The sequence below is a fragment of the Shewanella psychropiezotolerans genome (assembly GCF_007197555.1).
Classification (GTDB): domain Bacteria; phylum Pseudomonadota; class Gammaproteobacteria; order Enterobacterales; family Shewanellaceae; genus Shewanella; species Shewanella psychropiezotolerans.
This window is the reverse complement of sequence record NZ_CP041614.1, coordinates 4611934-4625035: the sequence shown is the minus strand read 5'-3', so window position 1 is coordinate 4625035 and position 13102 is coordinate 4611934. Positions and strand designations below refer to the sequence as shown.

Genomic DNA, 13102 nt, shown 5'->3' with positions numbered 1-13102 from the left:
ATCACTATTGCCTTTTAGCATTTACGTATTAAACTTTGGGTTAACCTTTTCTTGAAGGAAACTCTGGAGGGGTTGTTATGGCGGAGTTTATCACCGAGCAGATCCGCAATCTTGCGGTGCTTGGACACACTGGGGCGGGAAAATCGACTCTGATTGAGGCCTTGCTCTATCGGGCCAAGGCGATAAGCCAAAAGGGCAGGGTGGATAGGGGCACAAATCATGCTGATTTCACTGCCCAAGAACAATCCCACCGCCACAGTCTCGAACCTTCCTTCTTAAATCTCGATTTTAATCACCACCACATCAATCTTATCGATACTCCTGGATTACCGGATCTCTTCGGCAGAGCCCTGTTACCCCTGCCAGCGGTGGAGTCTGTACTCTTAGTCATCAACGCCGGAACCGGCATCGAGACTTTGACCCATAGAGCATTCGAGGCGGCCAGAACCCAAGGGAAAGTCGTCTTGATTGCAATCAATCATATCGATGGCAACCAAGATAAATTATCTGAGCTACTTTATGATATACAAGCCAAGTTTGGCACTCGATGTCTGCCAGTTAACTTGCCCATAGCTGGTTTAGATGCTGTGGTGGATTGCTATTTACACTGTGCTAATGATGCCACTGGTGAAAGTGGCACCGAGTCGCTGTTTCACTCGGCGTCGGCAGCGCGTGATGAGCTTGTCGATACCGTATTAGAGGAAGATGAAGATCTAATGGAGCTTTATCTGGAGCAGGGGGAGATCTTGACCCCAGAGCAGCTCCATGAACCATTAGAAATGGCGTTAAGGATGGGTCATCTGGTACCAGTCTGTTTCACCAGTGCAGAAACCGATGTGGGCATTGATTCCCTGCTTGAGGTGATTACTAAGTTGATGCCCAATCCATTAGAGGCCAACCCTCCTCAATTTGTCAGAGGGTTCGGCGACGAAATGAAGCCCGTAGATGTGACGCAAAAAGCCGGAGACCATGTTTTAGCCCATGTATTTTGTGTCTCTATCGATCCTTTTTTTGGCCGCGTTGCTGTGATGAGACTTCATCAAGGAAGCATCACTATCGGCATGAAGCTCTACATCGGTGAGGGGCGTAAGCCTGTTAAAGTTACTCACTTGTTTAAGCTTCAGGGGAATAAGCATGTCGGTGTGCCGCGTGCTGTGCCGGGAGATATTATTGCACTGGCTAAGATAGATGAACTCGAGATAGGAGCCGTGCTCCATGATAGCCATGATGAGGACCAATTTCACTTGCCTGAAATGAACTTCCCTCAGCCCATTTTTGGCTTGGCGGTCAGCCCCAAGCGTCGTGGTGATGAACATAAGATTGCTGAAGTGCTACACAAGTTGGTGGTGGAAGATCCCAGTTTGCGCTTGGGTAACTATAGCCTGGGTAGCAAAGATGCCGAGGGGCAGACAGTATTACAGGGCCAAGGTGAACTTCATCTGCAAATCGCTATCGAAAAAGCCCATGAGCTATTTCATGTGGATATGGATACAGAAAAACCTGCAGTTGCTTACCGAGAGACGATCACCACCAGTGCCAAGATACGCTATCGCCATAAGAAACAATCTGGCGGTTCGGGCCAATTTGGCGAAGTAGAGATCTTCGTTGAACCTTTACCAAGAGGCACAGGTTTTGAATTTGTCAGTAAAGTGGTAGGGGATCGGTTCCCGGCCAATATATTCCTGCGGTGGAAAGGGGGATAAAAGAAGCCATGTTAAGTGGAGGATTAGCAGGCTTTCCCATGCAAGATATCAGGGTGAGTTTGCTCGATGGTAAGCATCACAGTGTCGACTCTAAAGAGATAGCCTTCGTCATGGCGGGTAAGAAAGCCTTTATCGATGCCGTTAGTCAGGCGGATCCAGTTATTTTAGAGCCTATAGTCGAGATGCAAATCTGTGTCGCGGCTGAGCAAGTAGGGGATATTACCGGTGATATCTGTGCGCGTCGTGGCATGGTGTGCGGCACAAATTCAATCGGTGAGCAGAAGATTGAGGTGAGCGTCGAAGCGCCCCTCGCCTCAGTTGATGATTACTCAACACGGCTTAAGTCTATGACAGGTGGAGATGGTCAATTTTCGATGGTATTTAGCCGTTATGACGTGACGCCTGAACATGTGCAGCAGCAACTAGTTGCACATGCGAAAGAATAAGCTCTTTAACATCTGCTTCTTATATTAATGAATTTGTGCTTTCATCTTGCTCTTCATTTTAGAGAGGTCGCTGTAGAAAAATAAACTCTCAGCGATTTCCAGTACCCGCGGCGTCTCAGACTCATGTATTGCCTGATAGTAATACTCTTCGGCTGTGGCGGGGTTACCGAAGCTTTCGGATAGTTTAGCTTTAAGTATGAAGGTTATCACCGTCTCATGTTTGTTCGGTATGGCTTTGAGATATTTTAACGCTTCAATTGGCCGATCTTTAGATAACGCATTCATGGCCAGTGCTTCATTGACTTTATCGGATCTGATTCCCTTGACTAAAATGGGAATTATTTTCTCGAACGCTTGGTTGAGTTTGTCGACTTGCTGCTGAGGCTCCTTGCCTTTATTTAGGTAGGTGACCACCATGCTGTAGATGTAATTGGTGGAGAGCAGGTAATGATTGTCTGGCGCGAGTTCGAGCGCTTTTCTCATTAGGCCTACGGATTTTAACTGATCTTTGGGGGTGTGCAGGGCGGCAAAGGCTTCGAGTGTATAAGCCAATGCTTGTGGATCTTCTGGCATAGAGCTTAATAATTCGTTAATTTTTTCCTTGCTAACGTCGACATTAAAAGAGGTGAGAATATCGCTCAACATACGATTAATTGTTGGTTTTAAATTGTTGTTATCAATTCTATATTTTCGATCCAGATGCTGATATTGCGAGATGCGATTAAAGTACTCCACATTGATGTAACTGACGCCATTTTCCTCGGTAATGATAAACGTCAGTTCTTTAGCTGCATCATTGTGCGGCGTATTATGAAAGGCTATGCGAAAGTTAACATTGTATTTGAGGTATTCAACGATCTTAAAAATTACCCCATGTTGAATTTGTGCTGAGGTTATATCTGTATTGATTCTGGCTCGGATAAATCTGGGTTCTAAATTGTTATAGATGACTTCTGAGCCGAACTGAGTAGCCCTGTCTTTCTCTTCTGAGTTTGTGTCTTTTGATATCTTATCGACCCCTCGGAGCGAAAATGGGCTAATAAATACTAACAAAATGAGGCAGAAGATGAGCGTTGTAATAGCAATAGGCGCTGTTAATCCGGTTGCCTTCTTGGTTGATTTACCTTCATTATTTTGATTCTGCTTGCTAAGGCTTTCAGTTTTAGCACTGATTGAACTACTAGATTGGTTTAATTGAATATTTTTATTGTCTATGGCCGTTTTATTTGAAATAGAGTCGATATGCTTTTTATCATCTGGGCTTGCTTCTTGCCTAATTCCAGCCACATGAATTATGTGCCCATCTGTAAGACTCTCTTTTTCGGTGTGAGTGTCGGTTTTATTTGTTGAGGGTAAAACCTGGATGTTAATGTCGAGTTTATAACCACGCTTAGGGACGGTGATAATATAGCCCTGAAGGTGTTTATGGTTGGTTTTAAGAATTTTTCTCAACTCAAATATCGCTTGAGTGATGACTTGATCTGTTAGTACTAAGCCCTTCCAAACCTCATCAATCAATTCATCACGACTCAAGGTAGTCATAGGGTTTTGGCAGAGATATAACAAGAGGTTAGATAAACGGTTGTCGATAAGTGTTTCCTGCCCGTCTAATATGAGCTTATTTTCGTGGGGGATGAAGATCCAGTTATCGATTTGGTAACTTACCTTTGCCATCTATATTCCTGACTTATTCTATCTAATGCCATCTTAGGCTGTTTTTGATAAATATCAATTATTGCAGGTTGATCTTAAGTAAGGCCACCTAAATAGGTGGCCTTACTTAATGTGGAAAGCTTGTCGTGATTAGTTGGGCTCTTCGCATACTTGATAGGCATGCTGACGGGCTTTACGGCGCTCTGGACCAAAATCTTTCTGCTTCATCAGGTCTATAGCTAACTGACATGCATCAGTGATTTCACTTGACTTACTGTTATTACTAGCCATTTTGGGGCTATTTTTATGCTCACTTTTAGCCTGTTTTACATCTGTTACTGGCTTAATTGAGCTTTGATTATTGTCGCTGGTGTCCTTGATCTTTATGGCACAATAGCTGTTATTGGTGCGCCTGACTGACTTGCCTTTATCACTTGAGTCGATTGCTACACAATCGCCTTGCATGATCTTGTTCGTTTGACTCTCTATACGAACAAGTTTCTCAGACCCAATCATTTTTATGGTGTAGCCGTAGGTGGCGCTAGCATACCAAGGGTTAGCTATCTCATTGGCTTCCTGTATGGTGCCATAACTGACAGAAGCGTATGAATCTGCTGCAAACACGTTTGGTGTCAGTGCAGCAAACAGCAGCAAGCTGATAGCACTAATTTTAGAAAAACCAAAGAAGAGATTGGTCGAATTTTTAGCTAATAGTGGAGGCATATTTTTGTACTCTACAGTTTCGATTTCGGATTCGTTAGAATATGGGCTAGGTACTAACCTATGCAAAATGGAGCTAAGCCCATAGTCCTAGGCAAATGGACTTATCTCATCTTGATTTTAATTAAGAATTGGGGGAGTGCTTGGCTGTACTCCGTCACTTTGGCGATATATTCGCTGAAGCCGTTATAGTATTTGTTGCCTTGCAGTAGGCTGGCAGAGAAATAGTCTGGTTTATCTTTACTCAAGCGTTTGGATACACTGCTGGTTAAATTTTTAAGGCCGCTGATACCGTAGATATAGTAGGACTTAGCCTTATTGAGCTTCATCTCAAAAGCTTGTTTATTACTCACTCTATCTATGCTGGTAAATTCATACATGTACTCAGTTTCACGGGTTATATCATCGAACTGAGTGGAAGCTGTGGAGATGTAAATATTATCTTTTATGTCCACTTGCTCGAGCTGGCTCATACTTTTATTGAATATTTCCAAGTCTATGTTGCTGCTGTCCAAGCTGGCTGCTGAGGCTGATATAGAGGTGAATGCTAATAAGGTTATAGCCAATGTTTTCATGTTGAACTCCTAAAACCACATTAAGAAAATTACTAGAGGCCTAGGTTATTGGCTTTGAACCTTAGATACATAAACAACAGATAAAAAATATATAAACTCATCTGCTTTTAGTTCAAGCGATTGTATTTAATTTGTTTATTGTTTTTATATTTGTGCTTATGAGCTGTCTTCATCGTAAATGACCAAAAATTTATAAGCGTTTAACCTGCAACATTTGACGTTTATATATTGATTATATTTACCTTATCTTTAGTTTATTTTTTGTATTTTCCCTTTCATTAATATCTGCCCTATGAAATGAATTTCGATTGAGCAGGAGCTCCTATGTCTAGATTAGTGTCAGAAGAAGTATCAAAGAGTTTGCCTGAAAAAGTGACGGGTAAAATGTCGAAGAGGTTTGTGATCGGTACCTTTTCATTAATCGCTATTATTCTTTTATTGGTATTTGGTTTTTACTTTTTTAAGCAATATATGATTAAAACTAAGTTGGCGGCTTTCTCGTTTCCCCCTGTGGCGGTGACATCTGTGAGTACTTATAAGGAAGACTGGCTCGAAGAGATCAAGGCTGTTGGCCATGTGACAGCTAACCAAGAGGTGGATATTACTCCGCAATTGTCAGGGCAAATTAAGCGGATAGCTTTTAGCTCAGGTGAGTATGTTGAGGAGGGCCAGCTTATTGTGCAGTTAGATACTCGTCTGCTAAAGGCAAACTTAAAGACCAGTCAGGCTAACCTGATGTTGGCAGAGCTCGAGTACCAACGTCAGTTAAAACTGTTAAAGACTCATAGTACTTCCCAAGATGCTGTAGATTCGTCATTTGCTAAGCTTTCAACCAGTCAGGCCGACGTCGAATATATTCAAACCCAGATGGATTTTATGGCCATCAAGGCACCATTCTCTGGTCGGCTTGGTATAAGGAACGTGAACATAGGTGATTATGTTCAGCCAGGAACATCGATCGTTGAGCTTCAAAATCAAGATAATCAATTTATCGATTTTTCAATCCCTGAAGCCTATCTGTCAAGGGTGGCGTTAAAACAGCAAGTTCATTTCTCAACCGATACCTATCCAGGTGAGGATTTTATAGCCAGTATCATTGCCATAGACCCTATGGTCGACAGTGTTTCACATAACTTAGATATCCGTGCTCAGGTGCTGGGCTCCAGAGTACCACTTATCTCAGGTATGTATGTTGAAGCCAATATTCAAAGTAATCACATGGCCCATGTGATCCCACTGCCAAGTATTGCAGTGACATATTCTCTTTATGGTGATGCCGTCTATGTGCTTAAACCTGAGACTAAGTGTGCTAGTAAAGAACATAAAGGAATGTTTGAATATCAGGTTGAGCGCCGAGCCGTTCAAGTGGGCCCTACAAGGGGAGGAAACCTTGGAATTGTTTCTGGTGTGAGTGAAGGTGAGCAAGTGGTGACTTCTAACCAGCAGCAGTTAAAGCCTGGCAGTAAGGTTTTGCTAAACAACAGTGAAGCGTTTGCTGTAGCAGCGAACTCAGATCAAACATCAGTGGTACAGAAAACATTTACTCAAAAGAGAGTGGGTAGTAACAGCGCTGAAGTTAACCATAACCAGGGGGAATAATGATGAAGTTTACTGATATTTTTATAAAGCGCCCCGTCTTATCGGTTGTGCTAAGCCTTGCGCTATTGGTACTCGGATTCAAGGCCTATGACATGTTGCAAGTGAGGCAATATCCAAAACTAGAAACAGGAGTCATAACCATCAGCACCCAATATCCGGGAGCGAGTTCGTCGAGTGTTCAGGGCTATGTGACTCAGCCTTTACAGGCACAGATTGCCCAGACTGAAGGTATCGATTATATGACCTCCAACAGCAGTTTAGGTAAGTCTTTGATCACGGTTTATCTCAAGCTGGATTACCCCTCAGATAAAGCACTAACCGAAATCTTATCTTTGGTACAGCAGGTGAAGTATCGGCTGCCCGCAGGCGTACAAGATCCCAGCATTCTAAAGTCAACGTCTCAGTCGCCGATCCTGTATCTGTCATTTTCCAGCGACACCTTAGCCACTGAGCAGATCTCTGATTATATCAGTCGTGTCGTTAAGCCTACATTGTCGACTGTGAGTGGTGTCTCTAAAGTCGATATTCTGGGACAACGTGATTTTGCGATGCGTATTTGGCTTAATCCAACCAAGATGGCGGCTTTAGGGATCACCGCCAGCGATGTGCAAAATGCCATAAAAAGCAATAACACTGTAAGCGCGGCAGGCAAGATTAAAGATGAGTATATTGAGATGGATATTAACGCTCATACTGATGCATCTTCGGTTGCCGATTTTAACAATATTAGCTTAAAAGAGGTCGATGGCCGTTTAATACACCTTGAGGATATTGCAACTGTGGAGCTCGGGGCTAATTCTTATGATGCTCAAGTTAACTTTAATGGTAAGCCTTCGGTATTAACGGCTATCAGCAATACGTCTAATTCTAATCCGCTCTCTGTGGTTGCCGATGCCTATAAAGTGCTTCCAAGTATTATTGATAGCTTGCCAGTGGGGATGCATGCGTCTGTTGTCTATGACTCGACTAAGTTTATTACCACCTCAATCGATGAAGTGGCCAAGACATTAATTGAGGCGGCATTAATCGTGGTGATGGTCATCTTCGCTTTTTTAGGCTCTATGAGAGCCATGCTCATTCCACTAGTGACAATACCTCTGTCTTTAATTGGTTCTTTATTCTTTATGTTGACCTTGGGCTTTAGTATCAATCTGCTGACGCTCTTGGCTATGGTGTTAGCGATTTCGCTGGTGGTAGATGATGCGATAGTTGTGGTGGAAAACACATTTAGGCATTTAGAAGAGGGACTGTCTCCTGTGCAGGCGGCAATGGTCAGTGCCAGAGAGATAGCCGGGCCGGTTATTGCTATGACCATCACCTTAGCTGCAGTATATGCACCTATTGGTTTTATGGGCGGTCTCACAGGTAAATTGTTCACTGAATTTGCCTTTACCTTAGCGGGTTCAGTGCTTATCTCAGGCTTTATTGCCCTGACGTTAACGCCAATGATGTGCTCAAAAGTTTTATCTAAGAGCGTGTTGGAGGGAGCTCTGGTCAAGAGTATCAACTCAGTGATGGCTGCTATCACGCACAGATATACTCGTCTTCTGAGATTAGTATTAGATAATAGAGTGATGGTATGGCCGCTGGCGGCCAGTATCCTATTGGCTTTGGTATTTATGTTTAGTCACACAGCCTCAGAGCTTGCGCCCCAAGAAGACCAAGGGGTCGTTATGATGATGGGGAAGGGACCTGTCCAAGCCAATACGGATTATTTAGCGCATTTCACTCAACCTCTCACTCAAGTTGTTAATCAATATCCCGAAAAGCAGATGGATATGATGGTTAATGGCTATCAAAATGATCATACTTTCTTTGGTTTAACCGTACTTAAAGATTGGAGTGAGCGAGAAGCGACAGCGAAAGAGGTCATGAAGCGTTTTCAAGCCGATAGTAAGACGTTACCCGGTGTGCAGATTTATACCTTTTCGCCACCCGACCTACCTGGTACGCCTCAAGGACTGCCATTTCAGATGATCTTGAAAACACCTACGGGCAATTATAATGATCTCTACCAATATGCTGAGAAGCTAAAAGATTACGCGATGAAAAGTGGCAAGTTTATCTATGTTCAAAATGATTTGAATTTCAGTAAGCCGCAGATAGAGGTCAGTATTAATCGCGATAAAGCGGCGCTGATGGATGTCAGTGCTCAGGAGATAGGTGTGGTCTTGTCTCGCTATTTAAGTGGCGGATTCATCAATTACTTTGCCTTAGAGGGGAGGAGTTATCAGGTGATCACTCAAGTGCCTCAGGAAGATAGAAACGCAGCAACAGATTTGAATCAATATTATGTTGAGTCTCAGAGCCATGAGATGGTGCCATTAGCGTCATTAGTCACAATTACTAAGAGTGTTCAGCCTTCTAATATCGACCAATTTCAGCAACTCAACAGCGCTATGATTGAGGCTAAAATGATGCCGGGTGTGAGCATTGGTGAAGCGTATAAGGTGATGGAGCAAGGCGCAAAGCAGATTTTACCTCAGTCCTATTCTGTAGACTCATCGGGTCAGTTACGTCAGTACCTACAAGAAGGTTCATCTCTGGTGGCAACCTTCTTCTTAGCCCTGATCATTATCTATCTGGTGTTGGCGGCTCAGTTTGAGAGCTTTCGAGACCCCTTGATAGTGTTGACCAGCGTCCCTTTATCGATATTTGGTGCCATGCTACCGCTTTATTTTGGTCTTGATACGTTAAATATCTACACGGAAGTGGGTCTGGTGACGCTAATCGGACTGATTAGTAAACATGGGATCTTGATTGTTGAGTTTGCTAATCAGCTACAAAGAGACATAGGTTGCAGTAAGTATGAAGCGGCACTTAAATCGGCTTCGATACGCTTAAGACCTGTGTTGATGACAACAGCGGCCATGGTGATAGGTGTTGTGCCATTATTGGTGGCATCTGGTGCTGGTGCACAGAGTCGTTTCTCTATTGGTTTAGTGATCACTGTGGGTATGTCAATTGGCACCTTGTTTACCTTGTTTGTTGTCCCGACGGTTTATACCTTTTTAGCGCAAGATCATAAAAAGCAGCGAGAGATAGAAACTGATGATCAAAGGAGTGAGGTTGCTATTGGGCTAAGTGAGTAAAGAACTGGGCGAGTATGGAAATAGGGGCTAGCCAGAGGCAGGCTGCTGGCTTCAACTCGCCTTGATAACGAATGCTTAAACCTCATTAAGATTAAATCTAACTCCTCATAAACCGATTTAAATAGGACATTTCTATGAAAACTTTAATACATTTTACATTGGCTTTGGTACTCGTGTTCTTGTCGGGGTGTTCGAGCCTAACGCCAACGGCAACAGATCTTGCTACGACAGATTCATTGATCAATGAACCTCTACATGAGGTAGATTATGACGCCGACAAGAAGGGAATACAGTGGATATCTAAATCTATAGTTCCCCAATACTATACGGCTTTAATGGTGTCTAAAGTGGAGCTTAAACGCGACTACACTCAGGATAAACAGATCCCCGAAGCGGTATTAAACCAGCTTGCCGATGAGATAACAGAACAATTACGGCAAGAGATTTCCTCTTCAATGAAAGTTGTTGATAAGGCGGGGGAACATGTGGCTCAAATCAATATAAGAATTAGCCGAGCCACAACCGAACCTGAAGATTTAAAGCTAACGGAAATTATCCCCATAGGAGCCGTAATTGGCTCTGTCAAAATGGCACTAGGAACAAGAGATAAAACGGTTCGGATCATAGTCGAAGCGCAAATCCTTGATAGTGTTACCTCGAAGCCTCTGGCTGAGCGTGTCTCAGTGATCAGTGCACCAAGTGTACTAGAGAACAGTAGGGCTCATTTGAACTATGAACAGATACGAGAAAATGTTGATAATTTCGTGAAAGAAACAAGACAGTTTATCCAATCTGCAGCTAATGAAGCCAATCAGATATAGCAGGTAGATAACTTAGAAATAATATAAGGGTTATGAGCCCTTATATTTTTGGGCTAAATCTTCTTTTTTTGATCTCACTCCCTTGTCATACGAATCACTGTTTCGCTTTTTGTTCAATAGGTTATAGTGGCGTATTCCTTGTTGATTGATTCAACGGTGAATTTGCCATTTTTTTATTGGGATAGTTAGTGAGGACTCTTGTTATGCGTTGTTCATTGCATTCTAACGTTACAGCTTATGTTGCTTTAACTTTGCTCGTATCTATGTTAACTCCAAGCTTGGCTATGGCTAAATCAGCCACCGAAATAGTCACTCTGTCGGACAAACAGATGCGAGGGGATTCGAGTTATACCGTGGCGACCATGAATATCATTCGCCCCGATTGGACCCGCTCCATGAGCATGAAAAGTTGGACCAAGGGTCAGGATTTATCTCTTGTACTAGTGACTGCGCCGGCAAAAGATAAAGGCAGTGCATCCCTCAAGCGTCAGAAAGAGATGTGGAACTGGATCCCCAGTATCGAACGTGTGATAAAAATTGCGCCATCTATGCTCAGCCAATCTTGGATGGGCTCGGACTTTACCAATGATGATCTTATCAATCAGTCATCCATAGTGGTGGATTATGACCATCAGCTCATCGAAGAGCAGGTTATCGACGGTGACAACAGCTATGTGATAGACGCTATCGCTAAACCCGATGCGCCAGTGGTGTGGAGTAAGATCAGGTTATGGGTTTCAACAGAGAGTTATCTTCAGCGTAAAGTCGAATTTTATGACGAGTTCGATGACTTGGTAAATACCATGGAGACCTTCGATGTTAAACAGATGGGTGGACGTTTAATCGCGACTCGCATGATCATGCTCCCCGCCGATAAGCCAGGTAATAAGACCGAGATGCTCACCCATGAAGCTCAGTTTGATTTCGATATTGGCGATGACTTTTTCTCTCAAAGTCAGATGAAGGCGTTGAGGGATTAAGCTTGAGTGTACCTAGAACCTAGGTCCTCGTTCCCCTTTAAGGAAATTTATGTTACTAAAACTCGCTTGGCGAAATTTGTGGCGACAGAAGCGGCGCACAATTCTCACCGCATGCGCACTCGCCTTAGCGTTAATCCTGTCGTTAGTGATGCGTAGCACCCAAGAAGGGAGTTATGCAAATAACATCGAAAACAGTGCCCGTTTTTCCACCGGTCTTATTCAGCTACAGCATTCTGATTTTGCTGAGACTCAGAGTATTGATGATCTTCTTCCTGAAGATGATGCCTTTATCGATATTGCTAAGCAGATCTCTGATGTAGAACGTGCTTTACCCAGAATAGAATCTTTTTCACTGGCAGCTGCAGGTGAAAAGTCTAAAGGGGTCATGGTGCTGGGAGTCATACCTGAGCTTGAAGATGACTATTCGGGTATTGCCAGTAAGCTAGTCGATGGCGAGTTTCTTACGCGAGATGATAAACAGGTGTTAATTGGTCAAGGGCTGGCTGAGTATTTTAAACTAGGTGTTGGCGATGAGGTAGTACTGTATGGTCAAGGCTATCGTGGACAGACCGCTGCTGGTCTCTACACCATTAAAGGTGTGCTGCATTTCCCAATATCTCGGCTCGATAATCAACTCATCTATATGCCATTGTCACTGGCACAAACACTATTTAGTACCGATAAACAGGTGACCTCTTGGGTGTTACATACCCGGGATCTCCCTCATCTTGAACAAACCGTTAATCAGTTAAAGCAGGTTTATAGTGAGCGAGGTGAGGCTGCTGGTTTTACTGGTCAGGTCAATGTGCGTGACTGGAAAGACCTCTCCCCTGAGATGGCGCAGCAGATAGCTATGGATAAGGCGGGGGAATATTTATGATGTATCTGCTTTATGGCGTCGTAGGTTTTGGCTTGTTTGCCACTATCTTGATGATGACATTAGAGCGGCAGCGAGAGTTTGGCGTCATGTTAGCCACAGGTCTGTTGCGGCCTAAACTGCTTGGCTTAGTCATGCTGGAATCTAGTTTTATCTCACTGCTCGGCATCATCATAGGTTTGGTTATCGCCACACCTGTGCTTATCTGGTTTAACTTCTATCCGATTCAGTTAACTGGGGAAACGGCGCAACTCATGTTGGATATGGGCTGGGAGCCAATCATTCCTATGATGCTGGCGCCTTGGTTGTTCATCGACCAGATCGTAATCGTACTCGCTCTGATGTTGCTCTGCTTGATTTATCCGTTATGGCGGGTCTACCGTTTAGATCTCGTGACTGCGCTCAAAGGCGGTGAGCATGCTCATTAAGTTGGCGTGGCGAAATCTTTGGCGTCATATATTTCATACTAGGTTACATACCTCGATTATGCTCACAGGTTTGGTATCTAGACTGATAGGGGCTGTGATTAATGCTGATTAAGCTGGCGTGGCGAAATCTTTGGGGTCATATATTTCATACTAGGTTACGTACTTCGATTATGCTCACTGGTTTGGTATCTAGACTGATAGGGGCTGT

At 43.5% G+C, this 13102-nt stretch carries 10 protein-coding genes and 1 pseudogene; 8 read left to right on the top strand and 3 right to left on the bottom strand.

From position 1 onward, the window contains the following. Positions 1-77: 77 nt before the first annotated feature. A pseudogene (gene fusA / locus FM037_RS20385) lies at positions 78-1795 on the top strand (elongation factor G); the annotation flags it as partial. Positions 1796-1813: 18 nt separating this feature from the next. Continuing rightward, entirely contained in the window at positions 1814-2149 is a 336-nt protein-coding gene (locus FM037_RS29670; protein WP_407695670.1) for a hypothetical protein, read from the top strand. A gap of 24 nt (positions 2150-2173) precedes the next feature. Here FM037_RS29670 and FM037_RS20380 read toward each other — a convergent pair whose 3' ends face one another. The 3 genes from FM037_RS20380 to FM037_RS20370 form a co-directional block, all read right to left on the bottom strand. After that, entirely contained in the window at positions 2174-3823 is a 1650-nt protein-coding gene (locus tag FM037_RS20380; RefSeq protein ID WP_144047507.1) for a winged helix-turn-helix domain-containing protein, read from the bottom strand. Positions 3824-3952: 129 nt separating this feature from the next. Beyond that, positions 3953-4525: a hypothetical protein gene (locus FM037_RS20375; RefSeq protein ID WP_144047506.1), complete on the bottom strand. Its 573-nt coding sequence runs from the start codon at positions 4523-4525 to the stop codon at positions 3953-3955. A gap of 101 nt (positions 4526-4626) precedes the next feature. After that, positions 4627-5097, bottom strand: a complete 471-nt coding sequence (locus tag FM037_RS20370; protein WP_144047505.1) for a hypothetical protein — start codon at positions 5095-5097, stop codon at positions 4627-4629. Between the two features lie 324 nt (positions 5098-5421). On the opposite strand from FM037_RS20370, the gene FM037_RS20365 reads away from it, so the two are divergent. The 6 genes from FM037_RS20365 to FM037_RS29665 all read left to right on the top strand — a co-directional run bounded on the left by FM037_RS20365 (position 5422) and on the right by FM037_RS29665 (position 12894). Further along, entirely contained in the window at positions 5422-6696 is a 1275-nt protein-coding gene (locus FM037_RS20365; protein ID WP_144047504.1) for an efflux RND transporter periplasmic adaptor subunit, read from the top strand. Beyond that, positions 6696-9788, top strand: coding sequence for an efflux RND transporter permease subunit (locus FM037_RS20360; protein ID WP_229380953.1), 3093 nt, complete (start codon positions 6696-6698; stop codon positions 9786-9788). Before FM037_RS20365 ends, FM037_RS20360 begins: the two co-directional genes overlap by 1 nt. A gap of 134 nt (positions 9789-9922) precedes the next feature. Then, positions 9923-10609, top strand: a complete 687-nt coding sequence (locus FM037_RS20355) for a DUF3313 domain-containing protein (protein ID WP_144047503.1) — start codon at positions 9923-9925, stop codon at positions 10607-10609. Between the two features lie 284 nt (positions 10610-10893). After that, positions 10894-11589: an outer membrane lipoprotein-sorting protein gene (locus FM037_RS20350; RefSeq protein WP_227992497.1), complete on the top strand. Its 696-nt coding sequence runs from the start codon at positions 10894-10896 to the stop codon at positions 11587-11589. 49 nt (positions 11590-11638) lie between these two features. After that, positions 11639-12469: an ABC transporter permease gene (locus FM037_RS20345; RefSeq protein ID WP_229380952.1), complete on the top strand. Its 831-nt coding sequence runs from the start codon at positions 11639-11641 to the stop codon at positions 12467-12469. Then, positions 12466-12894 (top strand): ABC transporter permease, encoded by a 429-nt coding sequence (locus FM037_RS29665; protein WP_229380951.1) that lies wholly within the window; start codon positions 12466-12468, stop codon positions 12892-12894. The genes FM037_RS20345 and FM037_RS29665 overlap by 4 nt, the downstream gene beginning before the upstream one ends. The last annotated feature ends 208 nt before the right edge of the window (positions 12895-13102 follow it).

What these genes read in the sequence shown, in the direction of transcription:
- FM037_RS20375 (WP_144047506.1), bottom strand. Translation starts at nt 4,525, where the DNA reads ATGCCTCCACTATTAGCTAAAAATTCGACCAATCTCTTCTTTGGTTTT.
- FM037_RS20350 (WP_227992497.1), top strand. Translation starts at nt 10,894, where the DNA reads ATGGCTAAATCAGCCACCGAAATAGTCACTCTGTCGGACAAACAGATG.
- FM037_RS20380 (WP_144047507.1), bottom strand. Translation starts at nt 3,823, where the DNA reads ATGGCAAAGGTAAGTTACCAAATCGATAACTGGATCTTCATCCCCCAC.
- FM037_RS20355 (WP_144047503.1), top strand. Translation starts at nt 9,923, where the DNA reads ATGAAAACTTTAATACATTTTACATTGGCTTTGGTACTCGTGTTCTTG.
- FM037_RS29670 (WP_407695670.1), top strand. Translation starts at nt 1,814, where the DNA reads ATGGCGGGTAAGAAAGCCTTTATCGATGCCGTTAGTCAGGCGGATCCA.
- FM037_RS20370 (WP_144047505.1), bottom strand. Translation starts at nt 5,097, where the DNA reads ATGAAAACATTGGCTATAACCTTATTAGCATTCACCTCTATATCAGCC.
- FM037_RS20360 (WP_229380953.1), top strand. Translation starts at nt 6,696, where the DNA reads ATGATGAAGTTTACTGATATTTTTATAAAGCGCCCCGTCTTATCGGTT.
- FM037_RS20365 (WP_144047504.1), top strand. Translation starts at nt 5,422, where the DNA reads ATGTCTAGATTAGTGTCAGAAGAAGTATCAAAGAGTTTGCCTGAAAAA.
- FM037_RS29665 (WP_229380951.1), top strand. Translation starts at nt 12,466, where the DNA reads ATGATGTATCTGCTTTATGGCGTCGTAGGTTTTGGCTTGTTTGCCACT.
- FM037_RS20345 (WP_229380952.1), top strand. Translation starts at nt 11,639, where the DNA reads ATGTTACTAAAACTCGCTTGGCGAAATTTGTGGCGACAGAAGCGGCGC.